This window comes from Burkholderia sp. BCC1985 (genome assembly GCF_905339915.1).
Classification (GTDB): domain Bacteria; phylum Pseudomonadota; class Gammaproteobacteria; order Burkholderiales; family Burkholderiaceae; genus Burkholderia.
The window spans coordinates 39,102-55,877 of sequence record NZ_CAJPGY010000044.1 but is presented as its reverse complement, the minus strand read 5'-3'; the positions used below and the strand labels follow the sequence as shown (position 1 = coordinate 55,877).

Sequence of the window (16,776 nt, the reverse complement as noted above, 5' to 3'; positions counted from 1 at the left end):
AGCATCGCGATCGTGGCGCTTGCGATTGTGCTGGATCGTGTGTTCCGGGGTGCGATCCCGAGGAAGTTCCTGACGCATGCTTGAGTCCGCCGGATCAGTCATTCTGACAGCTACGTGACTTTCTTGTGGTCGGTTGGCCCGGTTCGAACAAGGATATCCGTCACGCGGATCAATCCAAACAGTTGGGACAATGATGCGTACTGGATTATTCATCGATGGAAAATGGGTGTCGCCGAAGCTCGGCGGCAAGGTATCCTACTCGGCCCGCTGGTATCGAAGATCCAGCTGGAACGTGTGACTGCAGCCATTGAACAGGCGCGGGCCGATGGCGCAACCGTTATGACGGGTGGTGAGCGTCCGGCGCATCTGTCGGACGGCTACTTCATCGAGCCGACCGTCTTGACGAATGTGCCGCTCGATAGTCGTGCCTGGAAGGAGGAGATTTTTGGGCCAGTGGTTTGTGTCCGCGCGTTTCACTCGGAAGACGAAGCGATCACGCTCGCAAACGACACCCGCTTCGGGCTCGCGGCTGCCGTGATGACGAGCGACGATGCGCGCGCTGAACGTGTTGCCGCCGCCTTGCGAGCCGGGATCGTCTGGATAAACTGTTCGCAGCCCACTTTCACCTAGGCACCGTGGGGCGGCTACAAGCAGTCGGGAATCGGCCGCGAACTCGGTCGTTAGGGATTCGAGAACTACCTCGAGACCAAGCAGATCACTGCTTACGTTAGCGAAGAACCGTGGGGCTGGTATCTCAGTTGAGCCGCTGTGTTCAAGCGTCGCAGCTTATGCGATGTTCGAACGGAAAGTGCCGCGTTAGCGTGCTTCGCTCCTGTGCGGCGTCTAACAATGCTTGACGCATGGCATGTCGAAGAATCTTTACATGTCGTGACCTCGAAGCCGGAGACTCGTTGGCTTGAGGCCACGGCTCACCTATTATTGGATCGGGAGCCCAATATGTCTTCTCCGCAACACGTCTCTGCCAGCAAGGATGTCCAGCCTGATCGGAAAGTCGCGATCGTGACAGGTGCTGGCGGCGGGATAGGCTCCGCCATCTGCCAGCGCCTCGCCGCCGATGGCTGGGCGGTAGTGCTGTCGTCGCGCACCGACAAAGCCGCGGCGGACGTGCTCGGACGTTGCCGTGCGCTCGGGGTGCCCGCGGATATAGTGACCGGCGATATTACAGAAGCCCATTACGTTCGGAAATTGGTCGCCTTCGCCGTCGAACGTTATGGACGCCTGGACGGGTTTGTCGCCAATGCCGGTGCCGCGGGTCGACTCGAACCGGTCGACGAATACCCAGAGGACGTATTCGATCTGGTAATGAACGTCAACGTCCGCGGTACATTTCTGGCACTCAAACATGCGCTGCCGGCGCTGCGTGCAAGTGGAGCGGGCAGCTTCGTCGCGGTCGCGTCTACATCCGCCATCCGTGGACGAGCAAATCTGTCGGCTTATGTAGCCAGCAAACACGCGGTGCTGGGTCTCGTTCGAAGTGCGGCGCTTGAAGCAATCGGGACAGGCGCACGTGTTAACGCCGTCCTGCCAGGGCCGATTCAGACGCCAATGATCGACGCACTTAACGATATGGCCAAATCCCGAGGTCAAGGGATCACCCGAGCGACTGCTGCGCCATACGGACATCCTGAAGACGTAGCAAACACGGTCGCATTTCTGCTCGCGGGCGAGTCGTCGCATATGAACGGGGCGAGCATCGTGCTGGACGCTGGCAGTACCGTGGCGTGATCGTTGCGCTCAACCGCGCGCGCCGAACTACGATTAACCTAACGTGTAGTCGAATCCTACACATTCCAGGCCCGGTCGGGCGTGAGTGGTCGGGGCACCGTTTGCCTCCCCGTGGAGGTAATGCGACAGCGGTCCTGCATGGACCGCTGTGCGTTTCTGATATCCATCTCGATGGTGACTTGGAAGCTCGAATCCACCGGCAAAGAAAGTCGCTTTTTCCGGCCTAATCGGTAGTCTCATTGCTAAAGAATGCACGGCCGATGCCGTAATCCGAATTATAGTAAATGAATTCATATAAATAAGCATGACGTATCAATTCGATGCGAAGCTATAACGGGGAAAGCGAAAGATGAAACTGCGCGGCTCAATTGCCAACAAGTTCAGCGCTGCATCGGGCATTGCCCTTGCGACCACTGTTGTCGTCCTCACGTCAATAGGTGCCGTGACGGTCCGGCAGCAGGCGGTGAATGCGTTTGTCACATCAAGTCTGGGTCGGATAAGCCAGGCAGATCAAACACTGGACGGCACGTTCAATGAAATCGAGCAGAACTTGACGTTTCTCTCCACGTCTCCTGAAGTGCTGTCAGCGGACCAGAGCCTGACGGACTATCTGACTCACGGCGAGATGACGGCAGACGGCCACGGTCCAGTGGAGACTTCGATCTTCAAGCTGTTCAAGCGGTTTGGTGAGTCGCATTCGAGTATCCGCTACGTGATTATGGGGACGAAATGGGGCGGATTCGTTCAGTGGCCGATCGAGAATTTCGCTTCAGGAAGTTATGACCCGCGAGTCCGGCCTTGGTATAAGCTGGCAACGGCGTCACCCGAAACTGTTGTACGACCGGCGCCATATCTCAGCGTCGGGTCGACCGGCGGCATATCGATTTCTTTCGCGAGATTGGTGAAGGATCCTCAAGGCGGAATCCTTGGTGTGATCGAGTCAGATTTTTCGCTCAAGACCTTCGCGAAACTCGTCGACGGAATCCGGTTCGGAGATACGGGTTATCTCATTGTCGCAGACAGCAATGGAAAGATCCTGATCGACCCACGTGACAAGAGCCACGAATTCAAGGATTGCAAGGGACTTGGCGATGGCTATGCGGAGCTTGCGAATGCATCGGATGGGGTCGCCACGATAGACATGAGCGGTACGCGATATCGCGCATACGTCTACACGTCGCCGAAAAATGGTTGGAAATACTACGCTCTGGTTCCTGATGCAGAAATGATGGCCGGGGCCAACCATCTGATGCTGATGTTGGTTGGCGTCGGTCTAGTGGTTCTGGTGATCGCGCTTGCGGTCACAATGATTTTCGGCCGCCGGATGACGGCTCCATTGCGCAACCTGTCAAAGTCGATGCAGGAGATTGCGTCGGGCGATGGTGACATGACCCGTCGCTTGCCGCAGGTCAGTCAGGATGAAGTGGGTGAGCTGGCAAGGCAGTTCAACGCGTTCGTCGAGAAGCTGCAGGGCTTACTAGGCAACGTTGTCGCCAGTAGCCATGAGCTCCGATTGGCCGCAGGAGAGGTGTCGGCTGGTAACAGCGACCTATCGGCCAGAACCGAGCGGCAGGCCGCCTCGGTCGAGCAGACGGCCGCTACGATGGAGCAACTAGCCGGGACGGTACGGGAAACGGCGGATCAGGCCAAGAATGTGAACAATGTTGCTGGGGGGGCAGTGGAAATCGCGCGCCGCGGCAACGATGCCGTATCGAAGGCTGCGCGCACGATGGACGCCGCCGTCGAGCAATCGGGCCGTATCGAAGGTATCGTCGCGATGATCGAAAGCATCGCATTCCAGACGAATATCCTTGCGCTTAATGCCGCGGTGGAATCGGCGCGCGCTGGCGAAAGCGGTCGCGGATTTGCTGTGGTGGCGTCGGAGGTTCGCAACCTTGCACAACGATCGACCAATGCTGCAAAAGAAATCAAGGCGCTTCTCGACGCGTCGGTAAGCAACGTGCGTGCAGGTTCGAATCAGGTCAATCTCGCTGGACGCACAATCGAGGAATTGACGCATGCGATTTCCAATGTGGCCGCGATAACCAACGAAATCTCCGCTTCTGCCCGGGAGCAGAGTCGATCGATCGACGAGGTAAACCAGGCCGTATCCGTGATGGACCGCGCGACCCAACAGAACGCGGCGCTTGTTGAAGAACTCGCCGCCGCATCCGCGACCCTGAACAGGCAGGGGCGTGAGTTGCAATCGACAGTGGAATTTTTCACGCTTGGTTGATGGGCGGCGGGCGGGGCGAGAGGGCGGTGGCGGATCTTATTCTCGGAAGTCAGACCGAATTGACGCTTGCAAGACAATTGCGCGCGCCGCGATACACCGTGTCGCTCAATGTTCGCCGCTTTGCCTGGTCCACCACTGTTCCTCAACGCTTCGATTCGCATTCCATGCGCTACGATCCGACCGGCTTGAACTGCGTCGGCTAGGCGACGAGCCAGAAAGCTCCGCTGGCATCCAGATTCACGCGAGCGACTCCGCCCGTCGGTGAAGGCCGCCGATCTAGGCGTACTCGCAACTCCAGTCGAACTGGAAGATCGCGCCGGGCTCGCTCGCGAGCTGCACGTACATCTTGCGCCGAGATGCGTCGTCCTGCTGCGCGTGCCAACCGCAAACAAAGGCGCTAACGCAGTCTTGGCTGCCTGTGCGGGCCCATGCCCGGAGTACCTCGAACATGAAGTGCGCGGTGCGCTGCTCGTGCTTCGGACAGTGACTATCGGACTTGAGCCGGCCGAAAGCTAATCGGCCCAGTCGTCGACGATGCAGGGAATCGTACGATACGAATACTTGGGGTTCGGTCGCTTCGGTCTGGCGCCGCCACTTGCGTGCCGTGTTTCGGGTTAGGCGTGCGCCGTTCAATCTCGCGTAGTGGAACCTTCTCGCGGAAATACATCGGCTTGAAGCCAGTGCCGACGGACGCAAAGTCCACCACTCATGCGACAACGCTGCATGACGATAATGGCGCCAGTATCTCAACTGGCGACGAGCACCGCGTGCGTCACCATCAAACCTCTATTGACTTGCTATTGCAGCCTGCCTCATTCCCGCTCGGCGGCGTGCGCCCGAGTACTGTTGATGCCGACGGTGGGATCGACGCTCAATGTGACGGACATCTTTCGGCGCTGCCCTTGGGGCACCGGAGGACCTATGTCGGAACTTTCGAGCGCCTCTGAGTCGTGCGCTTTCAGCGGTGAATTTTTTTCATACCCGATATGAAAGATCATCGTTTGCTCGCTTTTTGTCGGGCCATCAGTATCGGGCCTAGAGATAACCGCATGTTTCGATCAGACCTGTCCCGATGACAACCTCTATCCATCACGACGCCACGTCTGCGTACGTGACCGTGCGCGACGGAGCGCGTATTGCCTATACCCTTCATGGTAGAGGCGATTCCGTGCCTCGCATTGCACTGCTTCATTCCTTGGCGATGGATCGCGAGTTCTGGTACCCGGTCATCGACCGCCTGCTGCCGCGTGCAAGCGTCCTCGCGCTTGACTGTCGCGGTCATGGCGCATCCGATAGGCCTGCCGGACCATACTCGGTGGAGCAGTTCGCCGATGACGTGCGTGATGTGGTCGATGCACTCAATCTAGGTGGCATCGTTGTTGCGGGTGCATCGATGGGCGGCTGTGTGTCGCTGCAATTCGCCGGAGCGTATCCGGAACTAACGCGTGCGGTCGCCCTGATCGACACTACCGCCTGGTACGGCGAAACCGCACCGGAAGACTGGGACCTGCGCGTTTCGAGGGCAGAGAAAGAAGGGCTTGCTGCACTGGTTGAGTTTCAGACTACACGGTGGTTCAGCGATATCTTTCGTGCCCAGCGCGCCGATGTGGTCCAGCGTTGCGTCGAAACCTTCTTACGTAACGAAGTAGCCTCATTCGCAGCGACGGGACGAATGCTTGGTGCGTTTGATGGGCGCGCACAAATGGCGAAGATCCGTGTACCCACCTGTGTGATCGTCGGCGAGGAAGACTATGCAGCACCGCCGTCGATGGCACGCGCTTTGCATGAGGGCATTGACGGGGCGACGCTGACAGTGGTGCCGCAGGCTCGTCATCTTACGCCGCTCGAAGTTCCCGATCTCGTGGCAAGGGAACTACACGCGCTGTTCGACCGCATCGCAACGTGAGACAGGCGGCACGTCGCGCGCGCGGCACTGAGCTCCGCACGCGTAAACCAATACGCAAACGCATACGAGACAAGGAGCGTCCGAATGGCACCATTCGAACTTGCCACACCCGGATCGCTGCACGACGCGATTGGCCTACTCGATCCTGAAGATCCTGATATTCGGCCGGTAGGTGGCGGCACCGCGATCATGTTGATGATGAAAGCCGGCGTGCTGCGCCCGACGCGACTCGTCAGTCTTCGTAATATCGAGCCGACATACTCACAGATCGCGATCGGGGCGCAAGGGGAACTGCAGATCGGTGGCCTAACGCGCCTCACGGCGCTTGAACAGTCAACACTCGTACGTGAAGGGTGGCCGCTTCTGTCGCGAACGTTACGCACGCTGTCAAACGTGCGTGTGCGTAACGTCGCGACGATGGGCGGCAATCTCGCGCATGCAGATCCGCACATGGATATGCCGCCCGTCTTGAGTGCACTCGGCGCAAAAGTCGTGGTGACGGGACCGGATGGCGAGCGCACGCTGTCGGTCGAAGAGCTGGCGACGGGTTACTACGAGACGGTGCTTGCGCGCAACGAACTGATTTCGAAGGTGATGGTGCCGGCGCAAGCAGGTCGTCCCGCAGCGTACATGAAGGTGACGACACGCGCTGCGCACGACTGGCCGGCGCTTGGCATTGCCGTGGTCCTGAACATGCGGGGCGAGCGTATCGCCAGTGCGAGCGTGATAGCAGGCGCGGCGATGGATCGACCAACACGCTTAGTCGAAGCCGAATCGATCCTGCATGGCGCGTTGCCCGATGCGGTGACGCTCAAGCGCGCCGGCGAAGCGGCCGCGGCAGCGCTCGACATCGTCGGCGATCCGCACGGCTCTGCAAGCTACAAGAAACATCTGGTGTCGGTTTATCTTGGGCGCGCAGTGCGCGTCGCGCTAGATTCGGCCAGCAATAAGGAGAATGCGAGATGAAGGTCGATCCCCACTCAATCGAGGCCGGTGCTGCACCGCGCCAGATCGGCCGTTCCTTGACCCGACTGGAGGCATGCGCGAAGGTGACGGGGCGCGCCGATTACATCCACAATCTGTCGCTGCCGCGCCTGCTGTACGCGAAGATTTTCCGCAGTACGGTCGCGCATGGCCGAATCGTTTCGATCGATACGACTGCCGCGCGCGAAGCCGGTGATGTGTATGCCGTATACACGGCGCGGGACATCATGCGTGTCATGCCGGAACCGTATTTCGGTCCTGCGTTCCATGATCAGCCGATTCTCGCAGTCGATAAGGTGCGCTACATCGGTGAGCCGGTCGCAGTAGTTCTCGCCACCGACGCGCATGCTGCCGAAGAGGCACTGCATCTCATCATTGCGGAATACGAGGAGCTACCGGCCGTCTTCAACGAAGTCGAGGCGGCGAGTTCGGATGCACACGTCCATGAAGTGCTGAAACCGGCGGGAACCTTCCCCGATCTAAAGCATCTCCATGGGCACAAAGCAACTAACGTCGCGCTAGATTTCCGCGTGCGACGCGGCGACGTCGATGCGGCGTTCGATGCGGCGGGGCATATCTTCGACGACACCTTTACGACCCAGCAGGTGATGCATACTCCGCTCGAACCGATGGTGTCGGTTGCGGAGCCGGGTGAGAGTTCCGGCACGCTAACGATACATACGGCATCGCAAAGTCCTTCGTTCGTGCGTATCGAAATTGCACGCCTGCTTGGCTGGGCGGAAAACCGCGTGCGGGTACGCGTCGGCCTTCTCGGCGGCGGCTTCGGCGCGAAACTGTATATCAAGCTCGAAGCGCTTGCCGCAGCACTCGCGCTGCTTACTCGTCGCCCTGTTAAGGTCGCGCTCACGATGGAAGAGCAGTTCTTCACCATCACGAAGCACGCGACGACCTTCCGCATACAGACGGCAGTGTCGTTGGACGGCCGAATCACCGGTCGCCGATGCGAAATCTGGTGGAACGGTGGTGCGTACGCGGACATCGGTCCGCGCGTCACGCAAAAGTCAGGGTTTACCGCGTCAGGACCGTACGACATCGAGAACGTTTCGATCGATTCCTATCAGGTATACACGAACCTGCCGCCCGCAGGGGCGTTCCGCGGTTTCGGCATTCCGCAGGTAGTGTGGGGGTACGAAAGCCATGCAGACATGATTGCACGCAAGCTCGGAATCGACCCAGTCGAGTTCCGGCGCCGCAATATCCTGCGCGATGGCCGACCTCATGCTACGGGCACAGTGATGTGCGACGCGGCAATCGATCAGGTACTGGAGCGCGTGGCGGCACGAATGAACTGGAACGCACCGTTCGAGCGCGGCACTGGCACGGTGAAGCGTGGACGTGGCATTGGTATCGGCTTCAAAGCGCTGGTCGCGCCGACAACGTCGATGGCGATGGTGAGCCTCGCTGCCGACGGAAGTTGCACCGTCTATTCGAGCACGGTCGACATGGGACAGGCATCCGACACGGCGATTGCGTTGATGGCGGGTGACGTGCTTGGTATAGAGGCTGAGAAGATCAAGGTGGTTCGCCCGGACACCGATGCGACACCGTACGACATGGCAACGCTCGGGTCGCGCTCGACTTTCCACATGGGCCATGCGGTGCGCCTCGCTGCCGAGGATGCGCTCGTGAAGATGCGTCAACTCGCTGACGAACTGGGCATTCCTGGCGGCGAGCCGATATGTGCCGGCGACCTTCTCAAGCGAAAGTACGGAATGCAGGCGGGCAATATCGTCGGCGTCGGGAGTTTTATTCCACCGTACACGAAACCCGATCATGAGACGGGGCAGTCCGATGACATCACACCGAACTGGATGGTCGGTGGGACCGGTGTGGAAGTCGAGGTTGACACCGACACCGGGTACTTCCGGCTGGTGCGCTTCGAGAATGTGGTCGATTGTGGCACGCCGATCAACCCGAAAGTTGTAGATACGCAAATTTCGGGCGCGGCGATCATGCAGCTTGGAATCACGATGTTCGAGCGGATGGAATTCGACCCCTCTGGGCAATTGCGCAACGCGTCGTTTGCCGAGTACAAGATTCCAGGCATTCATGACATCCCTCACACGATCGGTCGTGAAACCGTGGATGCTGTGCAGGGTAACGGCCCATTCGGTGCGAAGGGCGTTGGCGAAAGCGCGACATTCGGCGTCGCTTCGGCGATCGCGGAAGCGATTGAGGATGCTGTAGGCGTTCGGATCAAATCGTTGCCGATCACGCCTGAAGTCGTTTATCGCGCGCTGCGCGCGGCACGCAATGATCCGCTCTCGGAGGAATGAACGATGAACTCTGCTTCCCTCAATATTGAATTTAAATTGAATGGCGAGCGCGTGTGCGCGACTGTCGAGCCTCATTACACCATCTTGGAACTGCTGCGCCAGCAGTTCGGTCTGTATGGTGCGCGCGAAAGCTGCGGCCAGGGGCTGTGCGGCTGCTGCACGGTGCTGATCAATGGTGAGGCCGTCTCGGGATGCCTTTATCTCGCGGCGATGGCGGACGGTACCGAAGTGGCGACCGTTGAGCAACTCGATGCTGACGGTTCGCTCGATCCGGTCCAGCAGGCGTTCATCGAATGCGGTGCGTTCCAGTGCGGATTCTGTACGTCGGGTTTCCTGCTGATGGCCCATCAACTGCTCGACAAGAATTCCGATCCGACGGAAGCGGAAATCCGTCATTACCTATCGGGGAATCTGTGCCGATGTGGGGCTTATCCGGAGATCATCGAAGCGGTCAAGCTCGCGGCGCGGCTGCGACGCAACGAATCAGCGCTTACGTAACCACTGGCCGGATGCGGCGGGATAGCGGTGCTCCGGCCGGACGCTACTCTGCGTGAGAGTGAATCATTTTGAACCTGCCTCGTCAATGAAGATCATCCAATCAAGCGACGCGCCGGCGCCCGGCGGCCATTACTCGCATGCCATTCAGGCAAACGGTTTCACGTTCGTCTCTGGTATGCTGCCGGGGCCAGGTGTAGCAACGTCCGGTCCAGACAATTTCGAGCGCCAGGTGCGCGCAACGCTCGAGCACTGTGAAAGCGTGCTGGAAGCAGCAGGCTGCGCGTTTGAGGATGTCGTGCAGTGTACTGCGTATATTGTTGGCATCGAACGTTGGCCTGAATTCAATCGTATCTATGCGGCATATTTCGGTGAGCACCAGCCAGCGCGCGCGGTCGTGCCGGTGCCGGAACTGCACCATGGATTTCTTGTGGAGTTGCAAATGGTGGCTTGCTCGTTGAGTTGATGCGAGCATCATGTTCGTGCGGAAGTCACGTCGATGGACAGTATCGATGTCGAAGTCGTGCAGCATTGCGTGGAATGGCAGGTTGCGGGTCGGTCATGCTTTCGAACGTCGCGCGGACTTGGGGAGCGCGCCCGCGGCCGGTTGGCGAAAGGGCTGCGTTGCGCGACGACGCATGGTGTGCGGCTCTGTGTCGGGCGGCTATGTTGAAGTCGACCTCATCGACCGCGTGCGGCGCACGGCGTTCGTCACAGGGCCACCCCAGCGCGTGTTATATGGCGTTAGCACGGAAGAAGCATGGCGCTTCGACTCGCCGTCCGGTGGCACGATCGAACTGGTGCTCGAGTTGCTGCGTGCCGCGGATCCTGCCACTATCGACTGGCTATCTTTAGCAATTCCTCGCGTCGATCGCCGAGGGCATCGGCTATCAAGTAACCGTGTGTGATCCGCGCGAGGAGTATGCGAACACGTGGAACGTGCCGAGCACGTGTCTGACGCGCGCTATGGCCGACGATACCGTACTCGATGTGCAGCTCGACGGTCATAGCACCGTGGTTGCGCTGACGCATGACCCGAAGTTCGATGATCTGGTACTGATCCATGCGCTGCAGACCGACGCGTCTTACGTTGCGGCGATCGGTTCGCGGCTGAACGATTCAAAGCGGCGTGAACGGCGCAAATTGTTCGACATCGCCGATGCATGGCTTGCACGCCTGCGCGGGCCTGCGGGCCTCGCGATAGGAAGTCGCACGCCACCCGAGCTCGCAGTGGCGATTGCAGCGGAATGGACATCGGCGAAGAATGGCGTCGCGCTCGATATAGAGTGGGCGGAAAAAATTGGTGCGGATGAATCGCAGGAGTACGCAAGAGCCGGGGGGCCGCTCGTGGCGCCTGACGTATGCCCGGCACTGTTTGCGCTTGAAGTGCGTATTTCGGCGAACGTGATCAGCGATTTCGGTTGAACGTGATCAGTGGTTCCGATTGATGGTGATCGGCCGTTTCGGTCGAAGGTGATCGCTGATCACCGGTTTCCGAAACGAGCGATCATCTTGCCGAAACGGGTGATCACGTTTCCGGAATGAGTGATCAGCGAACCGAAACAGCTGATCACGCGACCGAAACGGGATGGCCGTTCCGGCTCGGCGGTGGTGTTGCGCATGTGATCAACGACGGGCGTTAGCCTTGTCTCTTTTTAGGGGACAGGTTGATGCCAGCACATCGGATGAGCATGCGCAAACTGAAGGAAGTACTGCGGTTGAAGTGGTCGTGCGGCCTGTCGCACCGCCAGATCAGCCGGGCGATCGGCATCAGCGTCGGCGCTATTTCGGCGTATGCTGCGCGAGCCAGCGCGGCGGGACTCGACTGGGATGCCGTCGAACTGCTCGCCGACGACGAGCTTGAGATCAGGTTGGACCTACCCGCGGAGACGGCGGCCCCGACTCGGCGAGTCGAACCGGACTACGTGGTGATGCACCGGGACCTGCGCCGCAAGGGCGTGACGCTGCAGTTGCTCTGGGAGGAATACGTCGAAGCTCACCCCGGCCAGCGCACCTATCGCTATACGCAGTTCTGCCAGCGGTACAAGGACTGGGCTGCGGCGCTGAAGCGCTCGATGCGCCAGCAACACCGCGCCGGCGAGAAGCTGTTCGCCGACTTCGCCGGGCAAACTGTACCAATCCTCGGCCGCGACGGCGGCGTCGCGTTCAAGGCCCACGTGTTCGTGGCCGTCCTCGGCGCCTCGAACTACACCTATGCATGTGCGACGCGTTCCGAGACCATGCCCGACTGGATCGGCAGCCTGATCGACGCGTTGGAATTCTACGGCGGCGTTCCCGAGCTGCTGGTGCCCGACAACCCCAAGGCATTGATCGCCAAGGCCGATCGGTACGAACCGGTGCTGGGCAACACCACGCAGGACTTCGTGAACCACTACGCGACCGCCATGTTGCCGGCGCGGCCGCGCAAGCCGCAGGACAAGGCGAAGGTCGAAGTCGGCGTACAGATCGTCGAGCGCTGGATCCTCGCGCGGCTGCGCAACCACCGGTTCTACAGCCTGGCCGAATTGAACAAGGCGATCGTCAAGCTGATCACCGATCTAAACCAACGACCGTTCAAGAAGCTCGAGGGCAACCGTCGCGAATGGTTCGAGCGGCTCGATCGGCCGGCGCTGCGCCCGTTGCCGACGCGCCGATACGAGATCGCGACCTTCGTGAAGTGCCGCGTCAACATCGACTACCACGTCGAAGTCGATCACCACTATTACAGCGTTCCGCACAGCCTCGTACGTCAGGAGGTCTACGCACGCGTTACGCGCCACGGCGTCGAGATCCTGCACCGCGGCAAGCGCGTGGCCGCCCACGCCCGCAGCCGACTCCGGAACAAGCATACGACATTGCCCGAGCACATGCCGGCGGCGCACCGTGCCCACATGGAATGGACGCCAGGCCGGTTGTTGAACTGGGGCGCCTCGGTCGGTCCCGGCGCCGAGACGATCGTCAAACACCTGCTGACCAACCGGCCGCACCCAGAGATGGGGTACCGCGCGTGCCTCGGATTGCCGTCGCTCTCGCGCAAGTACGGCAAGGAGCGGCTGGAAGCCGCCTGCCAGCGGGCGCTCGTGATCGGTTCGCCGACCCGCCGCTCCGTGCTGTCGATCCTCGAATCCGGCCTGGATCGACAGCCGGTGCTCCCGATTCCTCTCACCGAATGGCATTCGCCCGATCACGAGAACGTGCGCGGACCTGACTATTACCACTGACCCAAGGAGGTCGCGATGTTGACGCAGCAAACCTTAACCCAGCTCAAGTCCCTGAAGCTCGACGGCATGGCCCGTGCGTTCGAGGAACAGGCGGCGTTGACCGCCAGCACCAGCCTGTCGTTCGAAGAGCGCTTCGGCATGGTCGTCGAACGTGAGCTCGCCTGGCGCGATACCCGGCGGCTCGAACGGCTGCTGAAGTCCGCGAAACTCAAGAACCCCCAAGCCTGCATCGAGGACATCGAGTACCGGCAGAGCCGCGGTATCGACAAAAGCGTCGTTGCCACCCTCGCCAGTTGCGACTGGATCCGCAATGCGCAGAACCTCATCCTGACTGGGCCGACTGGCGCTGGGAAAACGTGGATCGCTTGTGCGTTCGGACAGCAGGCCTGCCGACAAGGCTTCTCCGTGATGTACGTCCGCGTTGCCCGGCTGTTCGAGGAATTGAAGATCGCCCACGGCGACGGCAGCTTCACGCGGCGGCTCGCGCAGCTCGCCAAGATGGACGTCCTGCTGCTCGACGACTGGGGGCTGCAGGATCTCGATCAGGGTGCTCGAAACGATTTGCTCGAAGTGCTCGACGATCGCGTCGGCACGCGCTCCACGATCATTACCAGCCAACTGCCACTGGAACACTGGCACGCCTGGTTGCAGGATCCGACGCTCGCCGACGCGATCCTCGACCGGCTCGTCCATCAGGCCCACAAGCTGCCGTTGAAGGGCGAATCGATGCGAAAGACCAACGCCAAGCAGTCCTCCGCATCCTGATCGTGATCACCTTCGCTATAATCCATTGACCGCGCAACACCACCTTCCAAACTGATCACGTTCGCCGAAACGCCTGATCACCATCACCGAAATCCGCACTTGAAGCGCGTTGATAGGACTGTACGCTTTCAGCGAGGTGTCTGCTGCTGAACCGCATGCGTGAGCATCCACCATTCGCGCCGGAGCGTGTCGCGCATAACTTTGCCACGCTCGTTGCGTGGTAGCGCCGGTGTAAGCTGAATCAGCTTCGGCTGTTTTTCTTGAGGCAAGTACGCGCAGCACCACTTGGTCAGTTCCATCGCCAGCGCGGCACGCTCCGCTCCAACGACGGTTGCAGCACGTTCGTCGCGTGGCACGACGAAGCACACGGGTTCATGTCCATAGATCGGATCTGGTACGCCGATGGCTGCCACCTCTCGCACACCCGGATACGCGAGCAGCACGTCCTCGATCTCATTGGGCTGGATCTTGACACCACCACGAATGATCAGATCGTCCATGCGGCCCGACACGACGACGAAGCCATCGTCGTCCCGCGTCGCGATGTCACGCGTAGCGAACGGCGCACCCCGAATCGGCGCGATGACGTGCTGTGCGGTCAAGAGGCCGATCGCGAGCTTCTCACCATCGACGACCACTTGGCCTGTCTCGCCTACCGCGCATGGTGAACCGTTGGGGTCGACGATCGACAACGCGATATGTGCGGGGGGAAAGCCAACCGTGCCGAATTTGCGTCGATCAAAGTGGTTCCCGCATATCCAGCCCGTTTCCGAGGAGCCGTACAGATTCAGCACGCGAATTCCATACTTCGCCTCGAAACGCGACCACTGGACATTCGAAAGCGGCGCGGTGCTGCATGTCATCGCGCGCAACGTCGCCAGTTCCCCGCGGCTTACGTCGATGGGGGCTTCGAGCAGCATGTTGATTACAGTCGGAATACCGGCGCTGACAGTCACGCGATGACGCGCGATCCATTCGGCGAACCGACTGCGCGAGAAGTGCCGTGCGATGCATAGGGTCGAACCGAGTTGCAGAAACGGCATCAAGCTCAGAATCTGCGCAGAGTACCAGTCGAACGATCGATATTCGAGTGTGCGGTCGTCTGGTGTGAGCGCCAGTAGTTCGATGCTGTCGAGACCGTTGTACCAGTAGCTCGCATGGTCATAGACGACCACCTTGGGCAAGCCTGTAGTGCCTGACGTGCAGCACATAGAAGCGAGCGTGTCGGCTCTGCCTGGCGTGCCGACGCGTGGCAATGGATCGCTTCTGTCGGCCAGATCGGCGCGAAAGTGGAGCTGCGCGCCCGCGTTGTCGTCATCGGGCGGCCACGTGCCGAAGCGTATCAGTGGCGCCGCGCTTGCAGGAACGAGCGCGGCATCCATATCGGCAGGCAGCAGAACAAGGTCGGGCATGAGAAGGTCAAACACATGCATCGTATGCATCGCACCCGTGAACGTTACATCAATCGGACAGACGACCGCGCCGAGATGCCATAGCGCTAGCCAGAGCAGCAGCTTGTCGATGCCTTCCCCTCCAGCTATTACCACGCGTGAGCCGCTCCGTACATCGCGTCGCTGCAATTGCCTTGCAAGCGCGTCGACAATGTCCGCAAGCGCAGCGAAATCGAGAGCCGCATCGCGCTCCACGTCTACGATGGCCGCTTTTTGAGGTGTGCGTCGACGGTGTGCGTCCAGCAGATCGCCGACACTCTTGTACGGAGCGCTCACGGACACGCCGCCTCGGTATGTACCGAGGTGTTTTCGCCGAGTGTGGCGAGCGCCCATTCGCGGAACGCCTGAACCTTCTTGAGATCAGCCTTTTCTTTCGGCGATGCCACAAAATACGCGGAGTTCGATTGCATGCGCACGTCAAATGGAGCGACGAGCTTTCCACTCTTCAGATCGGTATCGACGAGCGGTGTGCGTCCGATTGCGAGGCCCACGCCGTCAACGGCTGCAGCCAGCGATGTCAACTGCAGATGAAACACTGCCTCGCCCACGAACTCCACAGGCTCGCGCACTGCAGCTTCGAGCCATGCGGGCCAATCGTCCTGATACATCGAATAAAAGTATGTGCGGATTTGGCGGAAGCGTGAGAGTCCCTCCGCAATCGAACCGAATGGTCCTGCGGCTTCGAGGACCTCGGGTGCGCACACGGGAAAGAACGTTTCACCTTGCAGTCGATCGGTGCGGACCGACGCCCAGCGCCCCGAGCCATAGCGAATCGCAACGTCGTAGCTATTGCGCTTGAACTCCTCGAAACTGGAGCTGGTTGCGAGATGGACGGTAATCTCGGGATGCGCGTGCTGGAACTCGGGCAGTCTGGGAATCAAGCACTTAATTGCATAAGTGGGTAGGCATGCAACTGTAAGAATGGTCTTCGATTTTTTATCTCGAGCGCGGGCTGTTGCGATCGACAGCAGATTGATCGCCTCGTGTACGGATTGAAGGTATTCGCGCGCAGCCGGCGTGAGGGACAGCACGTTGCGCCGTCGAACGAACAGCTTGATTGCGAGACGTTCCTCAAGGGTCTTGATTTGGTGGCTGATTGCCGTTTGCGTGAGTTCGAGCTCTTGGGCCGCGCGGGTGAAACTCAGATGTCGCGATGCAGCCTCAAATGCAAGCAGACATTGCAAGGATGGGATGTAGGGTCTCATGCGGCGTTTTGCTTGGCAAACCACGAAGAGAAGGATATGCCGCCCCTCTTAGGGAGCAGAAACGGAGGTCGGTGCGTGCCGGCTCACAGGCGCGATGGTCGACTTTTTGGGATTCTACAAGGAAATGAGAGATTTTCATGTGTTGCATGAGAAAGCGTAGCTTGCAGACCGTACGCTCGCGCATGCAGGCTAGGGTGCCGGCTTGGGCAGGTGTCTCGCGCAAGGGTATGGCTGGTCCGGCCTAGTGACGATGGTGCTGATATCGCCTGATGGTTATACGGTTGTCCAGGCGATGACCACTCATGGCACTGCGGCGCGGCGTTCCGAACACCACCTGAGCGGATGGCTGATTACGGCCGATCCATTCACCACGGTTTTCCCGTCGGGCCAGCACTGTGCAACCCGGCCGGCTTGACGGCACGTCGGCTGTGATAGCGTCGTCGATGCGCTTGAGGTCGCCCGAGTTGGGC

14 protein-coding genes and 1 pseudogene are annotated in these 16,776 nt (G+C 60.0%); 11 read left to right on the top strand and 4 right to left on the bottom strand.

Annotated elements, in window-relative coordinates; translation table 11 throughout:
* The first annotated feature begins 114 nt into the window (after positions 1-114).
* The 3 genes from U4Z31_RS30585 to U4Z31_RS30575 all read left to right on the top strand — a co-directional run bounded on the left by U4Z31_RS30585 (position 115) and on the right by U4Z31_RS30575 (position 3,982).
* Positions 115-630 (top strand): aldehyde dehydrogenase family protein, encoded by a 516-nt coding sequence (locus U4Z31_RS30585; RefSeq protein ID WP_321812286.1) that lies wholly within the window; start codon positions 115-117, stop codon positions 628-630.
* Between the two features lie 327 nt (positions 631-957).
* Positions 958-1,746: an SDR family oxidoreductase gene (locus tag U4Z31_RS30580; protein WP_321812285.1), complete on the top strand. Its 789-nt coding sequence runs from the start codon at positions 958-960 to the stop codon at positions 1,744-1,746.
* A 349-nt stretch (positions 1,747-2,095) separates the two neighbouring features.
* Positions 2,096-3,982, top strand: coding sequence for a methyl-accepting chemotaxis protein (locus U4Z31_RS30575; protein WP_321812284.1), 1,887 nt, complete (start codon positions 2,096-2,098; stop codon positions 3,980-3,982).
* A gap of 812 nt (positions 3,983-4,794) precedes the next feature.
* Here U4Z31_RS30575 and U4Z31_RS30570 read toward each other — a convergent pair.
* Complete coding sequence (locus U4Z31_RS30570; RefSeq protein ID WP_321812283.1) at positions 4,795-4,980, bottom strand: hypothetical protein; 186 nt, start codon at positions 4,978-4,980, stop codon at positions 4,795-4,797.
* Between the two features lie 74 nt (positions 4,981-5,054).
* Between U4Z31_RS30570 and U4Z31_RS30565 the strand changes: the two genes are divergently transcribed.
* The 6 genes and pseudogenes from U4Z31_RS30565 (at position 5,055) to U4Z31_RS37225 (ending at position 11,089) form a co-directional block, all read left to right on the top strand.
* On the top strand, positions 5,055-5,888 hold the full coding sequence (locus U4Z31_RS30565; protein ID WP_321812282.1) for an alpha/beta hydrolase: 834 nt from the start codon (positions 5,055-5,057) through the stop codon (positions 5,886-5,888).
* 84 nt (positions 5,889-5,972) lie between these two features.
* Complete coding sequence (locus U4Z31_RS30560; protein ID WP_321812281.1) at positions 5,973-6,854, top strand: xanthine dehydrogenase family protein subunit M; 882 nt, start codon at positions 5,973-5,975, stop codon at positions 6,852-6,854.
* Positions 6,851-9,169, top strand: coding sequence for a xanthine dehydrogenase family protein molybdopterin-binding subunit (locus U4Z31_RS30555; RefSeq protein WP_321812280.1), 2,319 nt, complete (start codon positions 6,851-6,853; stop codon positions 9,167-9,169). The genes U4Z31_RS30560 and U4Z31_RS30555 overlap by 4 nt, the downstream gene beginning before the upstream one ends.
* A 3-nt stretch (positions 9,170-9,172) precedes the next feature.
* The gene (locus U4Z31_RS30550) at positions 9,173-9,667 is read left to right on the top strand and encodes a (2Fe-2S)-binding protein (protein WP_321812279.1); all 495 of its coding nucleotides are present in this window, start codon (positions 9,173-9,175) and stop codon (positions 9,665-9,667) included.
* Positions 9,668-9,752: 85 nt separating this feature from the next.
* Positions 9,753-10,130 carry a RidA family protein gene (locus tag U4Z31_RS30545; protein ID WP_321812278.1) on the top strand — a complete coding sequence of 126 codons (378 nt, stop codon included), beginning with the start codon at positions 9,753-9,755 and terminating at the stop codon, positions 10,128-10,130.
* A 33-nt stretch (positions 10,131-10,163) separates the two neighbouring features.
* Positions 10,164-11,089 (top strand): annotated as a pseudogene (locus U4Z31_RS37225) (XdhC family protein).
* Positions 11,090-11,148: 59 nt separating this feature from the next.
* Here U4Z31_RS37225 and U4Z31_RS30535 read toward each other — a convergent pair.
* Complete coding sequence (locus U4Z31_RS30535) at positions 11,149-11,286, bottom strand: hypothetical protein (protein ID WP_175891702.1); 138 nt, start codon at positions 11,284-11,286, stop codon at positions 11,149-11,151.
* Between the two features lie 48 nt (positions 11,287-11,334).
* Here U4Z31_RS30535 and istA point away from each other — a divergent pair, with 48 nt between their 5' ends.
* Together istA and istB are read left to right on the top strand one after the other, a co-directional pair.
* A complete protein-coding gene (gene istA, locus U4Z31_RS30530) occupies positions 11,335-12,885 on the top strand; it encodes an IS21 family transposase (RefSeq protein ID WP_321812276.1) in 1,551 nt (516 codons plus the stop codon).
* Positions 12,886-12,900: 15 nt separating this feature from the next.
* Positions 12,901-13,650 (top strand): IS21-like element ISBmu3 family helper ATPase IstB, encoded by a 750-nt coding sequence (gene istB / locus U4Z31_RS30525; RefSeq protein WP_321812275.1) that lies wholly within the window; start codon positions 12,901-12,903, stop codon positions 13,648-13,650.
* Between the two features lie 128 nt (positions 13,651-13,778).
* Here istB and U4Z31_RS30520 read toward each other — a convergent pair whose 3' ends face one another.
* Together U4Z31_RS30520 and gcvA are read right to left on the bottom strand one after the other, a co-directional pair.
* Positions 13,779-15,377, bottom strand: coding sequence for a class I adenylate-forming enzyme family protein (locus U4Z31_RS30520; protein ID WP_321812274.1), 1,599 nt, complete (start codon positions 15,375-15,377; stop codon positions 13,779-13,781).
* Entirely contained in the window at positions 15,374-16,306 is a 933-nt protein-coding gene (gene gcvA / locus U4Z31_RS30515; RefSeq protein WP_321812273.1) for a transcriptional regulator GcvA, read from the bottom strand. The genes U4Z31_RS30520 and gcvA overlap by 4 nt, the downstream gene beginning before the upstream one ends.
* Positions 16,307-16,776 lie beyond the last annotated feature (470 nt).

Bases quoted from the DNA above. Each gene is read 5' to 3' on its own strand.
- U4Z31_RS30580 (WP_321812285.1), top strand. From the start codon at position 958: ATGTCTTCTCCGCAACACGTCTCTGCCAGCAAGGATGTCCAGCCTGAT.
- U4Z31_RS30575 (WP_321812284.1), top strand. From the start codon at position 2,096: ATGAAACTGCGCGGCTCAATTGCCAACAAGTTCAGCGCTGCATCGGGC.
- U4Z31_RS30570 (WP_321812283.1), bottom strand. From the start codon at position 4,980: ATGATCTTTCATATCGGGTATGAAAAAAATTCACCGCTGAAAGCGCAC.
- U4Z31_RS30565 (WP_321812282.1), top strand. From the start codon at position 5,055: ATGACAACCTCTATCCATCACGACGCCACGTCTGCGTACGTGACCGTG.
- U4Z31_RS30560 (WP_321812281.1), top strand. From the start codon at position 5,973: ATGGCACCATTCGAACTTGCCACACCCGGATCGCTGCACGACGCGATT.
- U4Z31_RS30555 (WP_321812280.1), top strand. From the start codon at position 6,851: ATGAAGGTCGATCCCCACTCAATCGAGGCCGGTGCTGCACCGCGCCAG.
- U4Z31_RS30550 (WP_321812279.1), top strand. From the start codon at position 9,173: ATGAACTCTGCTTCCCTCAATATTGAATTTAAATTGAATGGCGAGCGC.
- U4Z31_RS30545 (WP_321812278.1), top strand. From the start codon at position 9,753: ATGAAGATCATCCAATCAAGCGACGCGCCGGCGCCCGGCGGCCATTAC.
- U4Z31_RS30535 (WP_175891702.1), bottom strand. From the start codon at position 11,286: ATGCGCAACACCACCGCCGAGCCGGAACGGCCATCCCGTTTCGGTCGC.
- istA (WP_321812276.1), top strand. From the start codon at position 11,335: ATGCCAGCACATCGGATGAGCATGCGCAAACTGAAGGAAGTACTGCGG.
- istB (WP_321812275.1), top strand. From the start codon at position 12,901: ATGTTGACGCAGCAAACCTTAACCCAGCTCAAGTCCCTGAAGCTCGAC.
- gcvA (WP_321812273.1), bottom strand. From the start codon at position 16,306: ATGAGACCCTACATCCCATCCTTGCAATGTCTGCTTGCATTTGAGGCT.